Origin of the sequence: Burkholderia arboris, from assembly GCF_902499125.1 — a bacterium.
In the GTDB taxonomy this organism is placed as follows: domain Bacteria; phylum Pseudomonadota; class Gammaproteobacteria; order Burkholderiales; family Burkholderiaceae; genus Burkholderia; species Burkholderia arboris.
In genome coordinates this window covers 132,455-154,495 of sequence record NZ_CABVPX010000016.1, presented here as the reverse complement: position 1 = coordinate 154,495, position 22,041 = coordinate 132,455, and the positions used below count along the sequence as shown (strand labels likewise).

The window sequence follows — 22,041 nt, the reverse complement described above, 5'->3', positions numbered from 1 at the left end:
CGGAAAATCGGGTGAATCGGGATCCCGACTATGCCGCCGCGCGGCGCGGGCCGATTGTCCGGAATTGCGGTCTTTTGGGGGACGCCGCACGCGCTGCCGCGTCCCCGCTTATACTCGGCGCATCATGAGCTTCTCCCTCTCCGCCCCGCCCGTCGACCACGCCGCCGCCCTGGCCGGCGGCGATCTGCCGTTCGGCCTGCAGTCGGTCTGCCGCACGCTCGCCGACGCGAACGCGACGCTCGAGCGCTTCGCATGGCTCGGCGACCATCTGGCGATCGCCGAATGGACGCGGATCACCGACGAAAGCGAGACGGTCTACGAGCAGCCCGGCCACCACACGCTGTCGTGCTACCTCGACGGCGGCTACCGGACCGAGCGCCAGCGCGTGCCGCGCTACGGGGCGCCGAGCCTGCTGTGCGCGCTGCCGGGCGACCATGAATCGCGCTGGTGGGTGCGCGGCGAGATGCACTTCATCCACCTGTATTTCCTGCCCGAGCACTTCACGCAGCGCGCGATCCGCGAACTCGATCGCGAGCCGCGCGAGCTGAAGCTCGCCGATCGCACCTATTTCGAGGATGCGCGCGTCGCCACGCTGCTGCGCTCGCTCGCGCTGGACGGCTGGGACGATGCCGACGAGCGGCTGCGCGTGAACGAGACCGCGCACGACGTGCTGAGCCTGCTGCTGCGCGGGCAGAGCACGACGCGCACCGACACGACGTTCCGCGGCGGGCTCGCGCCGGCCGTGCGCCGCCGCGTGCGCGACTATATCGATACGTATCTCACGCAGCCGCTGACGCTCGGCGAACTGGCCGAGGTCGCCGCGCTGTCCGAATACCATTTCTCGCGGATGTTCCGGCTGTCGTTCGGCCGCGCGCCGCATGCCTGGGTGGCCGAGCAGCGCCTCGCCCGGGCGCGCGAGCTGCTGCGCACGACGGCGCTGCCGCTCGCGCAGGTCGCGGCCGACTGCGGCTACGCGAACGCCGGCCACTTCAGCCATCGCTTTCGCGATGCGCACGGCACGACGCCGAATACCTACCGGCGCGCGATGCAGGGCCGCTGAGCGCGGCCCCTTTCCTCGCTTTCCCGCTTACGCGCCGCGCCGGGACAGCTCCTGTTCGAGCGCCGCGACACCGGCCGGCAGGTCGACCGGCACCTTCAGGTCGACCATCGTGCGGCCGAACGCATGCAGCGTGCGGAACAGGTTGTGTTCGCGGCACTGCTCGCCCATCTGCCCGATCCGCACGATCGGCAACCCGAACGAGCCCGAGATCTCGACCTGGTACTGCTTCGAGATGTGGCCGCAGACCATTCCGGGCGTGAGCCCCTCGGGCGTCTCGATCCCGACCACCGAATTGAGCCGGCAGTCCTTCGGCGCGTACAGCTTGAGCCCCATCGACTCGACGCCCGCCTGCAGCGCGAGCGAGCAACGCAGATGGCGCGCGAAGCGGCTTTCGAGCGTCTCCGCGCAGACGAGCCGCAGCGCCTCGTGCAGCGCGAGCACGCCCGACACGGGCGCCGTGTAGTGATAACCGGCGTTGTGCCAGAAGTTCTCCGCGAGCGCCATGTCGAGGCACCAGTGCGCGTTCGGCTCGGTGCGATGCTTCATGCGCTCCCACGCCGCGTCGGAGAAGGCGATCAGCGATACGCCCGGGATCGACGACAGCCCCTTCTGGCCGCCGGTGATCACCGCGTCGATACCCCACGCGTCCATCTCGAGCGGCATCGTCGACAGCGTGCACACCGCGTCGACGACGACCAGTGCGCCGGCCGCCTTCGCGAGCGCCGCGATGTCGCGCAGGTCGCGGTTCCATACGGTGTTCGACGTCTCGCCCTGCACGATCGTGACGATCTCGGGCCGCTCGCGCGCGATCGCGTCCGCGATCTCGTCGAGGCTCGCGACCGCACGGTCGGCCACTTCGAGCGTCGCGACGTCGGCGCCGACGCGTGTGGCCATCTCGGCCATCCGCGCGCTGAAGAAGCCGTTGCGGATCGACAGCACGCGCGTGCCGCGCCACGCGAGGTTCGAGATCGCCATCTCCATCGCGGCCGAGCCGGGACCCGCGACGCCGAGCACCCATTTCGTGCGGGTCTGGAACACGTAGCGCGCCATCTCCTTCACCTGCTCGATGATCTTCGCCATCGTCGCGCCGAGGTGGTTGATCACGATCGTGTTCGCCTTGGCGACGGCGGCCGGGATCGGAACCGGGCCGGCCCCCATCATCAGCAGCGGTTCTTCGGGCAGGATCGCGTCGAGCGGCACGACGACGGGACAGGGAATCGGCGAGTAATCGATGGACATGGCTGGAAAAAGGTGAGGAAAGGAAGTGCACGGACGCCCGCGGCACTGCGCAGCGAACTCATCGATCATTCCGCGTTCCGCGGCCTCGCGCAAGAGGCACGTACGTCCGGACGGCACGACGCTGGCCCGGTCGCCGGACCGGGCCAGCCGGCCGCGCACCCGTCGCGCAATGCGCTTTCCGAATGAAAAAAGGCGGCATGCCGGTTGTGAAACGGTTCCATTCGGGTTCTGCACACACGATTTTCTCGGTCAATATCACGAAGAGTCGTCGAAGCCGCCGGTTCAACCCGATTCAGCCATCGAGCGCAATCGACCTGCCACCTGATAAAAATTACAGAGGGGAATGCGATACACAAAATCCGGCGTAGAAAAAACATCCACTATTGCGGCATGTATTTAGGGGATCGACTCCTTAATTATTCTGAAAACCCGGCTCAAATCGACCCCAACCGATTGATTAACATAAGAAATATTCGCCATCTCGACGCATATTCCAATAGCGCGACGGTTTTTCCAGACGAGTCGTTGCTGCGTCGCAACGTTAAACCGGTACCCCCGATTTTAATTTTCCGCAACCCGCCCGTTTTCGCAGGTTGACGGATATCGGTCCGGTATTTAACAATTGTCTGCGGAATCGGAAATGGATTTTTCGATACGAAGGAGAACTGGGGGCCGCGCGATGCGCTTTCGAGGTTGCGCGGCGGAAAATCACAATCAAAATCAATCAACCGGGCCAGAAATACGCAAGCCATGAACCAGATTCAGACCATGCGTGTATTCGTCTGCGTCGCCGAGCAGCAAAGCTTCCGGCGCGCGGCGCACCATCTCGGCGTGTCCAATGCACTCGTCACGCGTTCGATCGCGATGCTCGAGGGCCACCTGAACACCCGGCTGATCCACCGCACCACGCGTAACCTGTCGCTCACCGAGGCCGGCGTGCGCTACCTCGAAGGTTGCCGTGCGCTGCTAGAGGAATTCGACCACCTCGAATCGTCCGTCGCACATGCCGTGCGCGAACCGGCCGGCACGCTGCGCGTCGTCGCATCGGGCCTGCTGTCGCCGCTGGCGCTGACGCCGCTTGTCAGCAGCTTCCGGCACCGCTACCCCGAGCTGCGCGTGCAGTTGACCGTTGCCGAGGAGCCACTCGACGTGCTCGATTCCGGCTACGACGTCGGCATCGTCACCGGCAACCGGCTCGACGGCAATCCGACGCTGATCGGCCATGCACTCGCGCCGAACCCGTTCGTCGCGTGCGCGGCACCCGCCTATCTCGACCGCCGCGGCGAGCCACGTCAGCCCGACGACCTGCCGGGCCACGACTGGGTCACGCTCGCGGCGCACCAGCACGCGCCCACGTGGCAACTGGTCGGCCACGACGGCGTCGCGCATTCGGTCACGGTACGCCCGGCCTGCACGGTCAACCAGCTCGCGCTCGTCCAGGCGGCGGCCGTGGCCGGCGCCGGCATCGCGGTGCTGCCCGAGCCATGCGTGGCCGACGCGCTCAACAACGGCACGCTCGTGCGGCTGATGGCCGGCTACCGGATCGACGATCCGGACACGCAGTTGTCGCTCGTCTATCCGAACCGCCAGTACGTGCCGGCCCGCACGCGCAGTTTCGTCGCGCACGCGCTCGACCACTTCAGCGCGCAAACCGCCCGCGACCGGACGGATTACGGCTTCCTGCGGCCGGCGCGCGGGCCTGAACGTGCCGACATCGTCACGGGGCTGCAGTAAACTGCGCGCGTCAGCCTTCGGAGGTGCAGCGTGCGCGTGATCCTGTTCAGCAGCCGGCAGTACGACGACGATTCGTTTGCCGCCGCCAACCGGCAGTTCGGCTATCGGCTGCACTTCCAGCCGTCGCACCTCGACGCGGAAACCGCGATCCTCGCGCACGGCTATGACGTCGTCTGCCCGTTCGTCAACGACACCGTCGACGCAGCCGTGCTCGAACGGCTTGCCGACGGCGGCACGCGCCTGATCGCGCTGCGCTCGGCCGGCTTCAACCATGTCGACCTGGCGGCCGCCGAGCGGCTCGGCATCGCGGTCGTGCGCGTGCCCGCCTATTCGCCGCATGCGGTCGCCGAGCACGCCGTTGCACTGATCCTCGCGCTCAACCGCCGCCTGCCGCGAGCCGTCGCCCGCACCCGCGAAGGCGACTTCTCGCTGAACGGCCTGCTCGGCTTCGACCTGCACGGCAAGACCGTCGGCGTGATCGGCACCGGCATCATCGGCAGCGTGTTCGCGAAGATCGTGATGGGTTTCGGGATGCACGTGCTCGCACACTCGGTGCCGCCGTACAACGACGAACTGATCGCGTTCGGCGCCCGCTACGTCGAACTCGACGAGCTGCTGCATCACGCCGACATCGTCAGCCTGCACTGCCCGCTGCTGCCGTCGACCCACCACCTGATCAACGAACGGACCCTCGCGCGGATGAAGCATGGCGCGATGCTGATCAATACCGGCCGCGGCGGCCTCGTCGATGCGCAAGCGCTGGTCGACGCGCTCAAGAGCGGCCAGCTCGGCCATCTCGGGCTCGACGTGTACGAGGAGGAAAGCGGGCTGTTCTTCGAGGATCACTCCGACCTGCCGCTGCAGGACGACGTGCTCGCGCGCCTGCTGACGTTCCCGAACGTGATCGTCACGTCGCACCAGGCGTTCTTCACGCGCGAGGCGCTGGCCGAGATCGCGCACACGACGCTGCTGAACATCGAGGCGTGGCATGCGGGCGCGCCGCAGAACACCGTGACGGCAAACCGCTGAGAAACGGCACGTTTGACGGTCAGCAGCACGCCCGCAATCGTTTGCTTGTGCCCGCTGCTGCGCACCGCACTCGCCTTCGTCAACAATTCCGTGCTTTGTTTCGGCTGAAGCAACGTTTCGGGCGCGCGGTCTGATATCGTTGCGCCGACGTCCTCCCCTGCCTTTGCCGCTCATGCGTTTCGACGATTCCGACATCGCCGCCGTCTACCGCGCCATTTTCGAACGGCGCGACATGCGCCACTTCACGCCGGCGCCCGTCGATCCGGCCGTGCTCGCGCGCCTGCTGCGCGCGGCGCACCACGCACCGAGTGTCGGCTTCATGCAGCCGTGGCGCTTCATCCGCATCACCGATCCCGCGCTGCGCGCCGCGATCCACGCGCTGGTCGACGCCGAGCGCCGCGCGACCGCCGACGCGCTCGGCGAACGCCAGGACGAATTCATGCGGTTGAAGGTCGAAGGCGTGCGCGAATGTGGCGAACTGCTGGTCGTCGCGCTCGCCGACGGCCGCGAGCGCCACGTGTTCGGCCGCCGCACGCTGCCGGAGATGGATCTGGCGTCCGCTGCGTGCGCGATCCAGAACATGTGGCTCGCGGCGCGCGCGGAAGGGCTCGGGATGGGCTGGGTGTCGCTGTTCGACGTCGATGCGCTGCGCACGCTGCTGCGGATGCCCGACGGCGCGAAGCCGATCGCCGTGCTGTGCGTCGGGCACGTCGACGCGTTCTATACGCAGCCGATGCTCGAAGCGGAACGCTGGGCCGCGCGGATGCCGATCGAAGCGTGCCTGTTCGAAAACGGCTGGGACGATCCGGCCGCGCTCGACGGCGCCGGACCGCTTTCAACGCCGGGCGACACGGCGACGGATCCCGAAACGGACAACACGCCGAACGCGACGCCCGGCGGGCCACCCGAACGCATCGCCTGACGCACGGCCCGGCCGCTGCCATCGTTCCGCCCCCAAACGCGGTCGAACGCGGAAAATCGCCGCCGGATCCCACACTGTGAGCGTCCCGCCGGCCGGCGCGTCGCACGGCGGCAACAACCGTTTTGGCCCCAAGCATAGGGGTTTTCACTGAAGTAGAATCGCGGCTGTCGTTCGCCTTGCCGACCGCCCGTCCCGCGCATCCTGCGCCTGGCTCGAGCGGCATCTTTCCCGAGCCTACCGCGATGCCCTTACCTCTTTTCGCCCTTGCCGTCGCCGCATTTGGAATCGGTACCACCGAATTCGTGATCATGGGCCTGCTGCCCAATGTCGCGCGCGATCTCGGCGTGTCGATTCCGGCCGCCGGGATGCTCGTGTCGGGCTACGCGCTCGGTGTGACGATCGGCGCGCCGATCCTCGCGATCGTCACCGCGAAGATGCCGCGCAAGCGCGCGCTGATGGGCCTGATCGGGCTGTTCATCGCAGGCAACCTGTTCTGCGCGATCGCGCCGGGCTACGCGGTGCTGATGGCCGCGCGCGTCGTCACCGCGTTCTGTCACGGCGCGTTCTTCGGGATCGGCTCGGTCGTCGCGAGCAACCTCGTCGCGCCGAACCGCCGCGCGCAGGCGATCGCGCTGATGTTCACCGGCCTCACGCTCGCGAACGTGCTCGGCGTGCCGCTCGGCACCGCGCTCGGCCAGGCGTTCGGCTGGCGCGCGACGTTCTGGGCCGTCACCGGCATCGGCATCGCCGCGGCCGCCGCGCTCGCGGTGTGCCTGCCGAAGAACCTCGCGATGCCCGACACCAGCATCACGCGCGAATTCAGCGTGCTGAAGCACCCGCAGGTGCTGATGGTGCTCGGCATCAGCGTGCTCGCGTCCGCGAGCCTGTTCAGCGTGTTCACGTACATCACGCCGATCCTCGAGGACGTGACGGGCTTCTCGCCGCGTCAGGTCACCTATGTGCTGCTGCTGTTCGGTCTCGGCCTGACGGTCGGCGGCACGCTCGGCGGCAAGCTCGCCGACTGGCGCCGGATGCCGTCGCTGATCGCGACACTCGCGCTGATCGGCATCGTCCTCGCGCTGTTCGCGGGCACGATGCACGTGCCGTTCGCCGCGCTCGCGACGATCTTCGTGTGGGGCATCCTCGCGTTTGCGATCGTGCCGCCGCTGCAGATCATGATCGTCGATCGCGCGAGCGATGCGCCGAACCTCGCGTCGACGCTGAACCAGGGCGCGTTCAACCTCGGCAATGCAACCGGCGCGTGGCTCGGCGGGATGGCGATCGGCTCCGGCGTGTCGCTCGTGAACCTGCCGTGGGTCGGCGTCGCGATGGCCGTCGCGGCGCTCGCGCTCACGCTGTGGTCGGCGTCGCTCGAACGCCGTCCGGTGGCCGTGCCGACCGAGTACGTGTAATGCAACCCCGTTGCAATCGTTGCGTACGCAACTCCATGCGATCCTGATGGCCTTCATGGACCTTTCAAGGACTGCGGTGTAGCATCCCCGCCGATGAAAGCCATTCTTAATCGCGATTTCCTCGCGCTGATCCTGAGCGTCGCGGTCGTCGGGCTCGGGACCGGCGCCACGCTGCCGCTCACCGCACTCGCACTGACCGAAGCCGGACACGGCACCAACGTCGTCGGCATGCTGACGGCCGCGCAGGCACTCGGCGGCCTCGCGATCGTCCCGTTCGTCACCGCGCTTGCGCGGCACATCGGCTCGCGCCGCGCGATCGTCGTGTCGGTCGTGCTGCTCGCGGCCGCCACCGCGTTGATGCAGTTCACGTCGAACCTGATCCTGTGGGGCGTGCTGCGCGTGCTGTGCGGCGCCGCGCTGATGCTGTTGTTCACGATCGGGGAAGCGTGGGTCAACCAGCTCGCCGACGATTCGACACGCGGCCGCGTCGTCGCGATCTACGCAACCAATTTCACGCTGTTCCAGATGGCGGGCCCCGTCCTCGTAAGCCAGATCGCCGGTGCGACGGGCATCCGCTTCGCGCTGTGCGGCGCGCTGTTCCTGCTCGCGCTGCCGACGCTTGCGACGATCCGGCGCGCGCCGCTCGCCGGCGACGACGCGCATCACGAAGCGCACGGCCGCTGGCTGGACATCCTGCCGCGCATGCCGGCGCTGATCATCGGCACCGGCTTCTTCGCGCTGTTCGATACGCTCGCGCTGTCGCTGCTGCCGCTCTACGCGATGGATCACGGCGTCGCGAGCGCGACCGCCGTGCTGCTCGCGTCGATCATGCTGTTCGGCGATACCGCGATGCAGTTCCCGATCGGCTGGCTCGCGGACAAGCTCGGCCGCGAACGCGTGCACCTCGGCGCCGGCTGGATCGTGCTGGCCGGCCTGCCGCTGCTGCCGTTCGTCATCGCGAATCCGTGGCTGTGCTGGCCGCTGCTGTTCGCGCTCGGCGCGGCGGCCGGCAGCATCTACACGCTGTCGCTCGTCGCGTGCGGCGAACGCTTCCGTGGCGCGGCACTCGTCACCGCGAGTTCGCTCGTGTCGGCGTCGTGGAGCGCCGCGAGCTTCGGTGGCCCGTTGGTCGCAGGCGCGCTGATGGAGCAACTGGGCAGCAATGCGCTGGTCGGCGTGCTGGTCGCCTGCGTCGCGGCGTTCGTCGCGGCCGCGCTGTGGGAACGCCGCACCGCGTTGCAACGCGCGGTCTGATACGGATCGACGAAATGACAACGGCCCGCATGATGCGGGCCGTTTTGCATTGCCGGGCCACCGTGCGCTACGCGCGACGTCTCGCGCGTGACGCGTTACGCATTCTGCGCCGGCAGGATCTTGCCGGCACACGTGCCGAAGCCGACGCGATAGCCGTCGCCCTGGCACCACCCGGCGAGTGTCAGCTCGTCACCGTCCTCGATGAACGCACGGCTGCCGCCGCCGCTCAGCGCGACCGGCTCCTTGCCGTTCCACGTCAGTTCGAGCAGGCTGCCGAACGAATCCTTCGTCGGCCCGCTGATCGTGCCCGAACCCATCAGGTCGCCCACGCGCGTGTTGCAGCCCGCGACCGTATGATGTGCAAGCTGCTGCGCCATCGTCCAGTACATGTGCTTGAAGTTCGTCCGGCAGATCGACGTCGCTTCGGCCGCGCCTTCGGCGCGCAGCGTCACTTCGAGCGCGATGTCGAATGCATGCCTGCCCGCGTGCTGCAGATACGCGAGCGGCTGCGGCGACTGTTCCGGCTGCGCGGTGCGGAACGGTTCGAGCGCGTCGAGCGTGACGATCCACGGCGAGATCGTCGTCGCGAAGGTCTTCGCGTTGAACGGCCCGAGCGGCACGTATTCCCACTGCTGGATGTCGCGTGCGCTCCAGTCGTTCAGCAGCACCATCCCGAAGATATGCGCTTCCGCGTCCTCGCACGCGATCGGCTCGCCGAGCGCGTTGCCCTGCCCGACGATGAAGCCCGTCTCCAGTTCGATGTCGAGCTTGCGGCATGCGCCGAACACCGGGCGCTCCTGGTCGGGCAGCTTCAGTTGGCCGTTCGGGCGCCGCACTGGCGTGCCGCTCACGACCACCGACGACGCACGGCCGTTGTAGCCGATCGGCATCTCCGACCAGTTCGGCAGCAGCGCATTCTTCGGGTCGCGGAACATCGAGCCGACGTTGGTCGCGTGCTCCTTCGACGAATAGAAATCGGTGTAGCCGGGAATCTCGACCGGCAGATGCAGGGTCGCGTCGCGCCGTGCGACGAGCACCTGCGCGCGCAGCGCCGCATCGTCACGCAGCGTCGGGTTGTCGCGCGAGAACAGGCCGGACAGTTGCACGCGCACGCTGCGCCATGCGTCGCGGCCGAGCGCGATGAATGCGTTCAGCGTCGGCGCGGCGAACACGTCGGCGCCGGCCGGCAGCGTCACGAGGCCCGCGCGCGCGAGCGCGGCGAGATCGACGATCTGGTCGCCGAGCGCCACGCCCGCACGGCGCGCCGCCTGCTTCGCATCGCTGAAGATCCCGAACGGCAGGTTCTGGATCGGGAAATCGCAGGCGGGATCGTTCGCGGTGTCGACCCAGCTCTTGCGAGCCGGGTCGAGCGTCGCGTGCCAGTCTTGGGTATCGCTCATCGTTGCTCCGGATTGAAGTGTTTCCTGATGCCTTGCCAGCATTCGAAGTAGTCGGCCTGCAGCTGCGCGGTGTCGAGCGCATAGCGCGTCGGCCGGATCAGCGTGCGGGTCTCGAACATGAACGCCATCGTCGCGTCGACCTTGTGCGGCTTCGTCGTGTCGCTCGCGGACGCCTTCTCGAACGTGTCCGCGTCGGGCCCGTGGCCCGACATGCAGTTGTGCAGGCTCGCGCCGCCCGGCACGAAGCCTTCGGCCTTCGCGTCGTACGCGCCGTGCACGAGCCCCATGAACTCGCTCGCGACGTTGCGGTGGAACCACGGCGGGCGGAACGTATCCTCGGCCGCGAGCCAGCGCGGCGGGAAGATCACGAAGTCGATCGTGTCGACGCCCGGCGTGTCGCTCTGCGACTGCAGCACGAGGAAGATCGACGGATCGGGATGGTCGAAGCTGATCGAGCCGATCGTGTTGAACAGGCGCAGGTCGTATTTGTACGGCGCGTAGTTGCCGTGCCACGCGACGACGTCGAGCGGCGAATGGCCGATATCCGCGCGCCACAGGCGGCCGTTCAGCTTCGCGATCAGCTCGAACGCGCCTTCGCGGTCTTCGTACGCGGCCTGCGGCGTCAGGAAGTCGCGCGGGTTCGCGAGACCGTTCGAGCCGATCGGGCCGAGATCCGGCAGGCGCAATTGCGCGCCGAAGTTCTCGCAGATGTAGCCGCGTGCGTCGCCGTCCGGCAGCGTGACGGCAAACCGCACGCCACGCGGGATCACCGCGATCTCGAACGGCTCGACGTCGACCCGGCCGAATTCGGTCGCGATGAACAGGCGCCCCTGCTGCGGCACGATCAGCAGTTCGCCGTCCGCGCTGTAGAAGAAGCGGTCCTGCATCGAGCGGTTCGCCGCATACAGGTGGATCGCGCAGCCGTTCATCGCGGCGGCCGAGCCGTTACCGGCCATCGTCACGAGCCCGTCGACGAAATCGGTCGGCTCGGCCGGCATTGGCAGCGGATCCCAGCGCAGCTGGTTCGGCGGCGTCGGCGGCACGTCGGCCGAATCGCCGAATTCCGACACGAGCCGCTGCGGGCCCGCGTACGGCTCGAACGGCCGGTGCACGGCGGCCGGACGGATGCGGTACAGCCACGAGCGACGGTTGTGGCCGCGCGGCGCGGTGAACGCGGTGCCCGACAGTTGCTCCGCGTACAGTCCATACGGCGCGCGCTGCGGCGAGTTGCGGCCGTGCGGCAACGCACCGGGCAGTGCCTCGGTGGCGAATTCGTTCCCGAAACCGCTCAGGTAGCCGGCGGTTGCCGGTTTCGACAGGTCAAGCGTCATCGTTTCCTTTCTCCCTCAATTCATCGCGGCATTCGGCGCCTGCACGCCATTGCGCCGCGTCACACCGGCGAGCCCGAGGACGAACAGCGCCGAGCACAGCACGGGCACCGCGGCCGCATGGAACAGCGCGCCGTTCGACCAGTTGAGCGCAATCAGTTGCCCGCCGACGAGCGGCCCGAGCACCGAGCCGATCCGGCCGATGCCGAGGCTCCAGCCGATGCCCGTCGAGCGCAGCGACGTCGGGTAGTACTGGCCCGCGAGCGCGTTCACGGCCGGCTGCCCGCCGACCACGCAGAATCCGCCCGCGAACACGACGACCAGCAGCCACGGCAGCGCATGCGCGACCGAACCGATCAGCCCCACCGACACGGCCGCGCACGCGAAGCACACGAACAGCACGCGCACGAAGCCGTAACGTTCGATGAACCAGCCGAGCGACAGCGTGCCGACCACGCCGCCCGTTTGCAGCACCGTGCCGACGATCACCGCCGTGCCCGGCGAATAACCGGCATCGCGCATCACGGTCGGCAGCCAGTTCGACAGGAAATACAGATCGATCAGGTTCATGAAGCTGATCGCCCACAGCAGCAGCGTGACCGGCAGGCGGCCGTGGCTGAACAGTTCGGCGACCGGTGCGCCGCTCGCCGCGCGTTCGCGCACGACGATGCGCGTGTTCGCATCGATGCCGGCTTGCGGCGCGAATCGCGCGAGCCAGTCGCGCGCCTGCACGACACGCCCTTTCAGCACCAGGAACTGCAGCGACTCGGGCAGCCGCGCGACCATCGCGATGGTCAGCACGAGCGGCACCGCGCCGCCGACGAAAAACACCGAACGCCAGCCGAATGCCGGAATCAGCGCGGCGCTGATGAAGCCGCCGATCGCCGCGCCGAGCGTGAAGCCGCACGACACGATCATCATCCGCTTCACGCGATGCGCGGCCGGGCTGAACTCGCCGACCAGCGCCATCGCGTTCGGCATGATGCAGCCGAGGCCGAGCCCCGTGACGAAGCGCAACGCCATCAGCACCGGGATCGAACCCGCAAACGGCGTCGCGAGCATCGTCACCGCGAAGAACAGCGTCGAGCCGATCAGCACCGGGCGCCGCCCGATCCGGTCGGCGAGCACCGACAGCCCGAGCGCACCGAGCAGCATCCCGAACAGGCTCGCGCTGAACACGGGGCCGAGCGCCTGCTTCGGCACGCCCCATTCGGCGATCACGCTGGGCGCGACGTAGCCCATCGCCTGCGCATCGAACCCGTCGATCACGAGGCACAGCCCGCACAGCACGAGCAGCATCCAGTGAAAGCCCGGGCGATGGGTCTCGTCGATCACGCGCTCGACTTCGAGCACGCGCGCGTCGGCCGGCGCCGCGCTCATTGCGCCACCTCGGCGGCCGGGTGCACGGGCGGCGTCACGCCCTGGCGCGCGAGCGCCATCGCTTCGCGCAACACGTCGGCATCGCCGATCTGGTTCGCGAGCAGCAGGATCAGCTTCGCGTTGACGAGCTGGCTGTCGGCGTCGGACAGGTCGCGATGCATGTCGATCAGCGCTTCGTAGAACGCGTCGGGGTCGGCCAGGCGCGGGCGGGTGTCGAGTGAGGGCATGACGGGTCTCCGGTGTCTTTGTCGTATTCAGCGTGCGCAGGTCGCGCGCGCCAGTGCGTCGGCAATCGCCTGACGATCGAGCGTGCGCATGCGCGCGCAAACATGCTGGTCGGGGCGCAGCAGGTAGAACGTGCCCGGCTGCGCGTCGTAGCGTTGCGCGGCGAATCCGTCGACGTCCTCCACGACGTCGACGCCGGCCACCGGCTGCGCGTGCCCGGCCGGCACGACGAGTACCGGACGCACCGGCAGCGCGAGGCCGTCGACGGCCCTGGCGAGCGCAGCCGCATCGCCCGGCAACCCGAACAGCACGCCGGTGAAGCCGCCGCGCAGACGCTGCAGCAGCCAGCCCGACGCACCCTGCACGCGTACCGGCGCATCGGCCGCCGCCGCGCCCGGCCGCATCGCACCAGCAAACGTGTCGGCACCGCGATCGGGCGTGTTCAGCGGCGAATCGGCCAGCACCGCCGGCACCGACAGGCGGCCGCTGTTCACGAGCTTGCGCGCGAACTCGCAGTCGCGCGCAAGCTTCAGCGTCGCATCGCGGAACACGCGCGACACCGCACTCTTCGGCGTGATGAAGTCGGTCGAGCGTGTCGAGTTGCGGATGTTCTCGTCGGCCGCGAACTCGCGCTCGCTCGCATACGTGTCGAGCAGGCTGTCTGCCGAGCCGCCGTCGAGCACGAGCTTCAGCTTCCACGCGAGGTTGTCCGCGTCCTGCACGCCGCTGTTCGCGCCGCGCGCGCCGAACGGCGACACGCCGTGCGCGGAGTCGCCCGCGAACAGCACGCGGCCGTGACGGAACGTGTCCATCCGCTGGCAGCGGAACGTATAGACGCTCACCCATTCGAGTTCGAACTCGACGTCCGGCCCGAGCAGCGCACGCACGCGCGGAATCACGCGCTCCGGCTGCTTCTCGACGACGGGGTCGGCGTCCCAGCCAAGCTGGAAGTCGATGCGCCACACGTTGTCCGGCTGGCGATGCAGCAGCACCGACTGGTTCGGGTGGAACGGAGGATCGAACCAGAACCAGCGCTCGGTCGGAAACTCCGCCTTCATCTTCACGTCGGCGATCAGGAAGCGATCCTTGAACGTGCGGCCGTGGCTTTCGAGGCCCATCAGCGCGCGCATCAGGCTGCGCGAGCCGTCGGCCGCGATCACGTACTGCGCGTGCAGCGTCGCGACGCCGTCCGGCGTCTCGATCGTCAGCACCGCGTGTTCGGCCGACTGCGCGATACCCGTCACCTTGTGCTTCCAGCGGATGTCGATGTTCGGCAGCTCGAACGCGCGGTCGGCCAGATAGCCTTCGACGTAGTACTGCTGCAGGTTGATGAACGCGGGGCGCGCATGCCCTTCCTCGGGCAGCAGGTCGAAGGCGTACAGCTGCTCGGCCTGCAGGAACACCTTGCCGACGTGCCAGCTCACGCCCTTGTCGACGAAGCGCTCGCCGCAGCCGAGCCGGTCGAAGATCTCGAGCGTGCGCTTCGCGAAGCAGATCGCGCGCGAGCCGGTCGATAGCGTGTCGTCGTCGTCGAGCAGCACGACGGGCACGCCCTGCTGCGCGAGGTCGATCGCGGCCGCGAGGCCCACCGGGCCCGCGCCGACAACGATCACCGGGTGGATGGCCGCGTCGTGCGCGCGCGCGCGGTACTCGAACTTCAGCGTCTGGTAATCGATGCTCATAGTCGCCATCCGCTCCTCAACCCTGCCGCGCGCGCACCGGCGCGCCCGTCGTTCCTTCCGTCTCCTGCCGGCGCGCCTGCCCGCCTGTCCTGTCAACCGCCACGTCTCGCTCCTTGCTTCCTGTTGATTCGCGAACGGCGCCGTCTCGCGGCACCCGCCTGCCGCATTTCTTGATCGGCGACAAATCTTGAATTTACGAATAGTAAAACCAATTACGAATAGTGAAATCAACGTAAACCCTAGGCACTGCCCCCGGGACGGGATAACCATATGAGCGAAACGCCAAGCCGAGCGCGGCGCGCGCTGCTAATATCGAGAGAAGAGGCGGCCCTTTCGGCCGCCATTTTTCCTTTTCACGCCGATGATTCCGCCCACCATCCCCGAGCTGGTCGCCCGTGCCGGGCAACTGCCATATCTGCGGGAACACCTCGCGCTGGCCGAAGGCGGCACCGCGTGCGCGAATCTGCCCGAGCGCACGCTCGCCAGCGCCTACGAACCGATCTACGACGTGACGATGCCCGGCTCGCCGCAATCGACGTCGTTCGCCGATGCGATCGCGCGCTACGGCGACGAGCTCGGCTTCCAGGCCGTCACGCTCGTCACGGGCGCGCCGCACGATCCGGTCGATTCGGCCGTCGAAGACCAGACCCTCGTCGCGATCGACCGCCTGTCGCGCGCGCTGCACGCGATCAATTTCTTCGGCGCACAGCGCCACGGGCTGCTGTTCCTGCGCGTGCACGAGCGGCTGCTCAAGAGCGTGAAGTACGACCACGGCAAGCATTTCTCGTCGGTGCTGCAGCGCTTCGGGCTGCCAGCCGAGCGGATCGTGATCGAGCTGCCGGCGGTCGCGGTCGCCCACAAGACGTTCCTCGGCTACCTGACGCGCAGCTACCAGCATCACGGCTTCAAGGTCGCGGACAAGCTGCCCGACCCGGGCCGCATCCTCGCGGTCGAATCGGACATGGCACGCCCGGACTACATCAAGATGGATGCGGGCATCGCGTTGCGCGACGGGATGGTCAAGGCGCTCGTCGCCTATGCGCAGCGCGTGCGGATTCCGCTGATCTTCGACGGCGTCGTCGACGAGACGCAGTGCGAGCTGCTGCGCCAGCACGACGTGCGGTTCATGCAGGGGCCTGTATTCGCGAAGGTCGTGACGGCCTGAGCCGCGGGCGTGGAAGGCGCGCGCGGGGAGCGGCGCGCCGGAGGCAGGCCCGGATGTCGTGATGCCCGCAAGAGGGTGTTACCGGCGCGCGCGGCTGCCCCGCGCCTGCCCGCCCGTACCGGCGGTTACCGTTTACGGTCTCCCGTCATCGTCGTACTTCGGCAGTTCGTCGCCGATCTCGACGCCCGGGAAACGATCCCGATACCAGACATGCCACGCCGGACGCAGCCGCGACCGCTCGTCGAGCGTCGCGGCATTGATCTCGACCGTCTGCGGCGCATCGGAGCGCCGGTATTCGAGCTGCGCGCCGCAACGGCCGCAGAAACGCCGTTCGCCCCACGCGCTCGACGCGTAGACGATCGGCTCGCCCTGCAGATATTCGAAACCGTCGATCGGCACCGATGCCGATGCGACGACCGCCGCGCCAGTCGTACGCTGACAGAGCCGGCAGTGGCAGAAGCCCGCATCGGTCGGCACGTGGGCAATACGGTAGCGGACCGCGCCGCACGCGCATCCGCCCTCCATCGATTCCGGGTGAGACATCGCAAACCTCGTCGTCGGGAACTAGCGACCGATGATGAGCGCGGTTCGGCCGCCGCACAAGAGACGGCGGCAGCCCCCTCTCCCGTGCCCACGCACACCGCGTGCGAAGCGATGGCGGCGCGACGGCAGCCGCCGCGCGCCGCCATGCTCAGACCGTCTGCCCGAGCCGCTGCGCGAGCGCCTTCAGCTTCGGTCCGACCTGCGTGCGAAAGTACGTTTCGTCCATCGACGACGCGGGGCCGCTGCAACTCAGGATCAGCCAGCGCCCCTCGCGCGGCTCGCGAAACGGCACGGCCGCCGCGTTCACGTCCATGTGCCACGCGCGGAACGAATAGCAGCACCCGCCCGCCGAAAACTCGGCCACCGCGTGCTGCGCGGCGGCAACGAGCGCGTCGGCGTCGGCCGCGCCGCCGGCCGCGCGATGCAGTTCCGCATAGAGCGCGCGGCGCACGTCCTCCGGCTGCACGGCCAGGTACGCCCGCCCCATCGAGCTCGTCAACATCGACAGCCGCGAACCGGGCGCGAGCCCGAGCGTCAGCGCGGTCTCGCTGCGGATCGTCTCCAGATAGATCATGTCGAGCCCGTCGCGGCAGCCGAGCGACACGGCCGCGCCGATCTCGCGCGCGAGCGCCTGCATGTGCGGCCGCGCCAGGTCGAGCGTCCCCGCCCCCGACAGCAGCGCGTAGCCGAGCGACAGCACGCCGGCGTCGAGCGCATACTTTCCGAGCGTCTCGTCGTAGCGCAGGTAGCCGAGCACGGTCAGCGTGTACGCGAGCCGGTTCACCGTCGCCTTCGGCAGCCCCGTGCGCTCCGCGAAGTCGCGGTTGCCGAGCATCGTCTCGCCGGGTCGGAATGCGCGCAACAGGTCGAGCCCGCGCGCGAGCGCGACGACGAACTTGCGCTCGTCGATCGTGGTTTCGTCGATGGTTGAAAGTGTCATCTGGTGCTACACTGGGTTCGATTTGCAAAACATTGTTCCGCACAGCGGAACTACAGTCAAGCGAACTTTTGGCATGGGGCCCGGCTGGAAGACCGGACCAACAGGAGATGAAACGATGACCGCTGCAACTTTTCATTGGGACGATCCGCTGCTGCTCGACCAGCAACTGACCGAAGAAGAGCGGATGGTGCGCGATGCCGCGCAGGCGTACGCACAGGACAAGCTCGCGCCGCGCGTCACCGAAGCGTTCCGCCACGAGCGCACCGACGCGGCCATCTTCCGCGAGATGGGCGAAGTCGGCCTGCTCGGCCCGACGATTCCCGAGGAATACGGCGGCCCCGGCCTCAATTACGTGAGCTACGGACTGATCGCGCGCGAAGTCGAGCGCGTCGATTCGGGCTACCGGTCGATGATGTCCGTACAGTCGTCGCTCGTGATGGTGCCGATCTACGAATTCGGCTCGGACGCGCAGAAGCAGAAATACCTGCCGAAGCTCGCGACCGGCGAATGGATCGGCTGCTTCGGCCTGACCGAGCCGAACCACGGCTCCGATCCGGGCAGCATGGTCACGCGCGCGAAGAAGGTGCCCGGCGGCTACTCGCTGTCCGGCGCGAAGATGTGGATCACGAACTCGCCGATCGCCGACGTGTTCGTCGTGTGGGCGAAGCTCGAGGAGAACGGCAAGGACGCGATCCGCGGCTTCATCCTCGAGAAGGGCTGGAAGGGCCTGTCGGCACCCGCAATCCACGGCAAGGTCGGGCTGCGCGCGTCGATCACCGGCGAGATCGTCCTCGACGAGGTGTTCGTGCCCAAAGAGAACCTGATGCCGAACGTGAGCGGCCTGCGCGGCCCGTTCACGTGCCTGAACTCGGCACGCTACGGGATCGCGTGGGGTGCGCTCGGCGCCGCCGAGTCCTGCTGGCACACCGCGCGCCAGTACGTGCTCGACCGCCAGCAGTTCGGCCGGCCGCTCGCCGCGAACCAGCTGATCCAGAAGAAGCTCGCCGACATGCAGACCGAAATCACGCTCGGCCTGCAAGGCGTGCTGCGCCTCGGCCGGATGAAGGACGAAGGCACGGCGGCCGTCGAGATCACGTCGATCATGAAGCGCAATTCGTGCGGCAAGTCGCTCGACATCGCCCGCCTCGCGCGCGACATGCTCGGCGGCAACGGCATCTCCGACGAATTCGGCGTCGCGCGCCACCTCGTGAACCTCGAAGTGGTCAACACGTACGAAGGCACGCACGACATCCACGCGCTGATCCTCGGCCGCGCGCAGACGGGCATCCAGGCATTCTTCTGAGCATCCGGATGCGATGCACGCGGCAGCGATGCCGCGCATGCGCCACCAGACAAACGGCCCGCCCGGCATGACTGCCGGGCGGGCCGTTTTTCATCGGAACCGCGGTTCCGGGCAGCCGATGCTTACTTGTTCGGCTGCGGCGTCAGGCGCAGATACGGACGCACCGCGTTGAAGCCCTTCGGGAAACGCTTCTTCAGCTCTTCCGGATCCTGCAGCGACGGCACGATCACGACGTCGTCGCCGTCCTTCCAGTTGCCGGGCGTCGCGACCTTGTAGTTGTCGGTCAGCTGCAGCGAATCGATCACGCGCAGCACTTCGTCGAAGTTGCGCCCGGTGCTGGCCGGATAGGTAATCGTGAGCCGCACCTTCTTGTTCGGGTCGATCACGAACAGCGAGCGCACCGTCAGCGTTTCGTTCGCGTTCGGGTGGATCATGTCGTACAGCTGCGAAACCTTGCGGTCCGCGTCGGCGATGATCGGGAAGCCCACGACCGTCGACTGCGTTTCGTTGATGTCGTTGATCCAGCCCTTGTGCGATTCGACGCCGTCGACCGACAGCGCGATCACCTTCACGTTGCGTTTCTCGAATTCCCCCTTCAGCTTCGAGGTCAGCCCGAGTTCGGTCGTGCACACCGGCGTGTAGTCGGCCGGATGGGAAAACAGGACGCCCCAGCTGTTGCCGAGCCAGTCGTGAAACTTGATGGTGCCCAGGCTCGATTCCTGCTCGAAATCCGGTGCGATGTCGCCAAGACGCAGACTCATGATGTTCCCTCCTCGAACGATGCTGGTTGAAATCGCGCGCTGGACAGCGCGGGACAGTCCATCAGCTTACGGGAAGCAATGCGCGGTGCGAACGATTATTCCGTTTGATATTCATACTTTTTTGTCATTTTTACCCGGCGTCGGGGCCGGTCGGACGGCCGCACGGGAAACTTTTCACCCGGTTTGCGGCTCTGTTCATGATTACAAGTCGTTTACCATGCAGTCTTGCACTGCCGCCGTGTGTCTTCCCGGCTCGCCAGCAGGCAGGGGTTTCGCTACGATGTGAACCTGCAGCATGACAGCATGAAGGGAGTTGCAATGTCGGAAATCAACAAGGAGAAACTGATGTCGGATATCAAAACCGTTCTGTCGGACGCCGAAGACCTGCTCAAGCAAGCAGCGAGCAGCACGGGCGACCGTGCGGCCGAACTGCGCGAGAAGGCCATGTCGCGCCTGAAGCAGGCCAAGGAAAAGGCAGCCGACGTCCAGGTCGTGGTGGTCGAGAAAGGCAAGAAGGCCGCACGCGCGACCGACGATTATGTGCACGAGCACCCGTGGACGTCGATCGGCGTGGCCGCCGGCGTCGGCGTGCTGATCGGCCTGCTGATCAACCGCAAGTAACGCGCTCTGCGCCGTTTCGTCCCGCGGGCCGCGTCATGCGGCCCGCGGGCGTCGAAGCCGGCCGGCGGCCTCCGCCGGCGGCTTTGTCCTAGCTGCTCACTGCACGCGCACGCACCTCATCCATGACGACAGATACCCCCTCGCAGCCGTCCGGCCAAGGACCGCTGCGCCGCCTCGTCGGCTCCGCGATCGGCCTTCTGCAGACGCGCCTCGAACTCGTGGGCATCGAGCTTGCCGAGGAGAAGGAGCGCCTGATGGGCGTGCTGTTCCTCGGGCTCGCCGCGATGATGCTCGCGACGATGGCGCTCATCAGCCTGACCGTGCTCGTCGCGATCGCGTTCTGGGATACCTATCGCTGGCAGTCGCTTGCCGCGATTACCGCGGTGTATGCCGCGGGCGGCATCGCCTGCGCGCTGAAGGCGCGCTCGGGCCTGCGCGATGCGCCGACCGTGTTCGAGGCGACGCTCGCCGAACTCGAGAAAGACCGCGAACTGTTCCGCGGCAAGCCGTGAGCACAATCGCGCCCCCCCCTCCCATCTACTTCGCCGACGCGCCATGAGCCAGAACGTTACGGGCAATTCATCCCGCTCCCATTCGTCGCGATCGAACTGGAGCGCATCGCAGCATCGCGCGCTCCGCAAGGAATTGCTGATCCTGCGATCCGAAGTCGAGCGGCTCGAACTCGCGGAAGCCGCCGGTGAAATGCGCCAGGCCGTCACGCGCTTCAGCTGGCTCAAGGTGTTCATCCCCGGCCTTTCCACCCACAAATTCGGCCAGTCCGCGAAGAACCTGAACGCGAGCCTCGGCAATCTCGTCAACCAGTATCCGATGCTGAGTTCGCTCGCATCGCTCGTGCTGGCGAAACCCGTTCGCTCGCTGCTGCGCGCGAGTGCGGGCCCCGCATTGAAGTGGGGCACGCTCGGCTTCGCCGCATGGGAGGTCTACCGGATCTGGAAGCAGTCCCGCGACGAGCGCGGGCTCGACGCACACGACGACTGACCGTCGGCATCCTTGCGCGCACGGCCATGCGTCGCTGCGCGCCTTTCCTGCACACTCAACGCACACCCCAGCACACGGCGCCCGATTCGTCGGCGCCATCGCGCCGCGCATTGCCTTTCGTCCCGTCCGAACGCAACGTGAAGGTACCGCATGCATCGTCGTGCATCGGGCCGGTATCGAGCGGGCTTGCTTCCAGTTCGTAGCTCACCGGCGCATCGCCGCCATCCGGCCGCAGCAGCGTCAATCGATAGACGGCGCGCCCGTCCGGCGGTGCCTGTGCGAGCGCGTCCGGCAGTGCCGAAGGCGGCGCACCATCCAGCGCTTCGAGAAATTGGGCTGCACGGTACAGCGCGGATACCGCCGACGCGCGATGAACGCGCACGACATGCTCCCGATATGACGGGATGCCCCATCCGGCCAGCACCGCGACGATTGCCAGCACGATCATCAACTCGATCAGCGTAAATCCTGCCGGCCGGCTTATGCAGATGCGACCGCTCATGGAAGCACTCCGGCGACACGACGCCAGCGCAGCGCGACGATGCGTCCATCGCGTATTACGACCTGGTGTTGCAGCCAGACGGCACTCGATGCATGCGCGCCGACGCCACGCGCGGTGACGAGGTAAGTGCTGCCACCGGACGGCCCTGTCGGGCGCCGCCAGGCTTCGACCAGGCATCGCGGCGGTTGCGCGGCCATCGGCCAGCCGGCGAACGGCGCGAACGCTTCAGCAGCCGCCAGCGGCGGCATGCGCCGCCATGCGTCGGGCTCCGCGTGCGATTCGCTTTCGTTCGCGCAGGGCACCGAGCCACGGAGCAATCGCTCGGTGCACGCTGCGAGCGCGGCATCGGCTGCGTGGAATGCAATCAGCCGATCCGACAACGCGCGTGTGCGGCGCGACTCCGTCAGCGCGGCTTCGAACCACGTGCCGGTCAGCGCCGCGACCGCTGCACCGATCGCAACGACTGCCGGCAATGCGAGGCCGGCGTCGCGACGCCAGGCGCGGCGGGCTGACCGGAAGCCCATGCGCGGCTCGCACGGGGT

At 67.6% G+C, this 22,041-nt stretch carries 22 protein-coding genes; 11 read left to right on the top strand and 11 right to left on the bottom strand.

Going from position 1 to position 22,041, the window contains the following annotated elements; genetic code table 11:
* Positions 1 to 124 precede the first annotated feature (124 nt).
* Positions 125 to 1,060 carry an AraC family transcriptional regulator gene (locus tag BLA15945_RS20520; RefSeq protein WP_059235869.1) on the top strand — a complete coding sequence of 312 codons (936 nt, stop codon included), beginning with the start codon at positions 125 to 127 and terminating at the stop codon, positions 1,058 to 1,060.
* A 27-nt stretch (positions 1,061 to 1,087) separates the two neighbouring features.
* On the opposite strand, the gene BLA15945_RS20515 is transcribed toward BLA15945_RS20520, so the two are convergent.
* The gene (locus tag BLA15945_RS20515; RefSeq protein WP_059235871.1) at positions 1,088 to 2,299 is read right to left on the bottom strand and encodes a pyridoxal-phosphate-dependent aminotransferase family protein; all 1,212 of its coding nucleotides are present in this window, start codon (positions 2,297 to 2,299) and stop codon (positions 1,088 to 1,090) included.
* 750 nt (positions 2,300 to 3,049) lie between these two features.
* Between BLA15945_RS20515 and BLA15945_RS20510 the strand changes: the two genes are divergently transcribed.
* From BLA15945_RS20510 to BLA15945_RS20490, 5 genes are all read left to right on the top strand, one after another.
* Positions 3,050 to 4,033, top strand: a complete 984-nt coding sequence (locus tag BLA15945_RS20510) for a LysR family transcriptional regulator (protein ID WP_059235873.1) — start codon at positions 3,050 to 3,052, stop codon at positions 4,031 to 4,033.
* A gap of 30 nt (positions 4,034 to 4,063) precedes the next feature.
* Positions 4,064 to 5,062, top strand: coding sequence for a 2-hydroxyacid dehydrogenase (locus BLA15945_RS20505; RefSeq protein ID WP_059235876.1), 999 nt, complete (start codon positions 4,064 to 4,066; stop codon positions 5,060 to 5,062).
* 172 nt (positions 5,063 to 5,234) lie between these two features.
* Positions 5,235 to 5,984 (top strand): 5,6-dimethylbenzimidazole synthase, encoded by a 750-nt coding sequence (bluB, locus tag BLA15945_RS20500; protein WP_174993250.1) that lies wholly within the window; start codon positions 5,235 to 5,237, stop codon positions 5,982 to 5,984.
* Positions 5,985 to 6,226: 242 nt separating this feature from the next.
* The gene (locus tag BLA15945_RS20495) at positions 6,227 to 7,396 is read left to right on the top strand and encodes an MFS transporter (protein ID WP_059235879.1); all 1,170 of its coding nucleotides are present in this window, start codon (positions 6,227 to 6,229) and stop codon (positions 7,394 to 7,396) included.
* Positions 7,397 to 7,489: 93 nt separating this feature from the next.
* The gene (locus tag BLA15945_RS20490) at positions 7,490 to 8,650 is read left to right on the top strand and encodes an MFS transporter (protein ID WP_174993249.1); all 1,161 of its coding nucleotides are present in this window, start codon (positions 7,490 to 7,492) and stop codon (positions 8,648 to 8,650) included.
* A 95-nt stretch (positions 8,651 to 8,745) separates the two neighbouring features.
* Here BLA15945_RS20490 and fahA read toward each other — a convergent pair whose 3' ends face one another.
* From fahA to BLA15945_RS20465, 5 genes are read right to left on the bottom strand one after another with little or no spacing between them, the layout of a single operon-like run.
* Positions 8,746 to 10,050: a fumarylacetoacetase gene (gene fahA, locus BLA15945_RS20485; protein ID WP_174993248.1), complete on the bottom strand. Its 1,305-nt coding sequence runs from the start codon at positions 10,048 to 10,050 to the stop codon at positions 8,746 to 8,748.
* A complete protein-coding gene (gene hmgA, locus BLA15945_RS20480; protein ID WP_174993247.1) occupies positions 10,047 to 11,381 on the bottom strand; it encodes a homogentisate 1,2-dioxygenase in 1,335 nt (444 codons plus the stop codon). The genes fahA and hmgA overlap by 4 nt, the downstream gene beginning before the upstream one ends.
* A 15-nt stretch (positions 11,382 to 11,396) precedes the next feature.
* Complete coding sequence (locus tag BLA15945_RS20475) at positions 11,397 to 12,758, bottom strand: MFS transporter (RefSeq protein ID WP_059235887.1); 1,362 nt, start codon at positions 12,756 to 12,758, stop codon at positions 11,397 to 11,399.
* Positions 12,755 to 12,985: a DUF2783 domain-containing protein gene (locus BLA15945_RS20470; RefSeq protein WP_021157152.1), complete on the bottom strand. Its 231-nt coding sequence runs from the start codon at positions 12,983 to 12,985 to the stop codon at positions 12,755 to 12,757. Before BLA15945_RS20470 ends, BLA15945_RS20475 begins: the two co-directional genes overlap by 4 nt.
* A 27-nt stretch (positions 12,986 to 13,012) precedes the next feature.
* Positions 13,013 to 14,674, bottom strand: coding sequence for an FAD-dependent oxidoreductase (locus tag BLA15945_RS20465; protein WP_174993246.1), 1,662 nt, complete (start codon positions 14,672 to 14,674; stop codon positions 13,013 to 13,015).
* A gap of 352 nt (positions 14,675 to 15,026) precedes the next feature.
* Between BLA15945_RS20465 and BLA15945_RS20460 the strand changes: the two genes are divergently transcribed.
* Positions 15,027 to 15,830: an EAL domain-containing protein gene (locus BLA15945_RS20460; RefSeq protein ID WP_059235895.1), complete on the top strand. Its 804-nt coding sequence runs from the start codon at positions 15,027 to 15,029 to the stop codon at positions 15,828 to 15,830.
* Positions 15,831 to 15,962: 132 nt separating this feature from the next.
* Here BLA15945_RS20460 and BLA15945_RS20455 read toward each other — a convergent pair whose 3' ends face one another.
* Positions 15,963 to 16,373, bottom strand: a complete 411-nt coding sequence (locus BLA15945_RS20455) for a GFA family protein (RefSeq protein ID WP_174993245.1) — start codon at positions 16,371 to 16,373, stop codon at positions 15,963 to 15,965.
* Positions 16,374 to 16,521: 148 nt separating this feature from the next.
* Positions 16,522 to 17,313, bottom strand: coding sequence for an IclR family transcriptional regulator (locus tag BLA15945_RS20450; protein WP_059235899.1), 792 nt, complete (start codon positions 17,311 to 17,313; stop codon positions 16,522 to 16,524).
* A 115-nt stretch (positions 17,314 to 17,428) separates the two neighbouring features.
* On the opposite strand from BLA15945_RS20450, the gene BLA15945_RS20445 reads away from it, so the two are divergent.
* Positions 17,429 to 18,616 carry an acyl-CoA dehydrogenase gene (locus BLA15945_RS20445; protein WP_174993244.1) on the top strand — a complete coding sequence of 396 codons (1,188 nt, stop codon included), beginning with the start codon at positions 17,429 to 17,431 and terminating at the stop codon, positions 18,614 to 18,616.
* A 122-nt stretch (positions 18,617 to 18,738) separates the two neighbouring features.
* On the opposite strand, the gene BLA15945_RS20440 is transcribed toward BLA15945_RS20445, so the two are convergent.
* The gene (locus BLA15945_RS20440; protein WP_034187217.1) at positions 18,739 to 19,377 is read right to left on the bottom strand and encodes a peroxiredoxin; all 639 of its coding nucleotides are present in this window, start codon (positions 19,375 to 19,377) and stop codon (positions 18,739 to 18,741) included.
* Between the two features lie 318 nt (positions 19,378 to 19,695).
* Here BLA15945_RS20440 and BLA15945_RS20435 point away from each other — a divergent pair, with 318 nt between their 5' ends.
* The 3 genes from BLA15945_RS20435 (at position 19,696) to BLA15945_RS20425 (ending at position 20,997) form a co-directional block, all read left to right on the top strand.
* Positions 19,696 to 19,998 carry a DUF883 family protein gene (locus BLA15945_RS20435; protein WP_006494044.1) on the top strand — a complete coding sequence of 101 codons (303 nt, stop codon included), beginning with the start codon at positions 19,696 to 19,698 and terminating at the stop codon, positions 19,996 to 19,998.
* A 122-nt stretch (positions 19,999 to 20,120) separates the two neighbouring features.
* A complete protein-coding gene (locus BLA15945_RS20430) occupies positions 20,121 to 20,510 on the top strand; it encodes a phage holin family protein (protein ID WP_059235903.1) in 390 nt (129 codons plus the stop codon).
* Positions 20,511 to 20,553: 43 nt separating this feature from the next.
* Positions 20,554 to 20,997 (top strand): DUF3318 domain-containing protein, encoded by a 444-nt coding sequence (locus BLA15945_RS20425; protein ID WP_059235905.1) that lies wholly within the window; start codon positions 20,554 to 20,556, stop codon positions 20,995 to 20,997.
* 55 nt (positions 20,998 to 21,052) lie between these two features.
* Here the strand turns inward: BLA15945_RS20425 and BLA15945_RS20420 are convergent, their stop codons facing one another.
* Both BLA15945_RS20420 and BLA15945_RS20415 read right to left on the bottom strand, forming a co-directional pair.
* Positions 21,053 to 21,499 (bottom strand): type IV pilin protein, encoded by a 447-nt coding sequence (locus BLA15945_RS20420; RefSeq protein WP_059235906.1) that lies wholly within the window; start codon positions 21,497 to 21,499, stop codon positions 21,053 to 21,055.
* Positions 21,496 to 22,023, bottom strand: coding sequence for a pilus assembly protein (locus BLA15945_RS20415; RefSeq protein WP_081051873.1), 528 nt, complete (start codon positions 22,021 to 22,023; stop codon positions 21,496 to 21,498). The genes BLA15945_RS20420 and BLA15945_RS20415 overlap by 4 nt, the downstream gene beginning before the upstream one ends.
* Positions 22,024 to 22,041 lie beyond the last annotated feature (18 nt).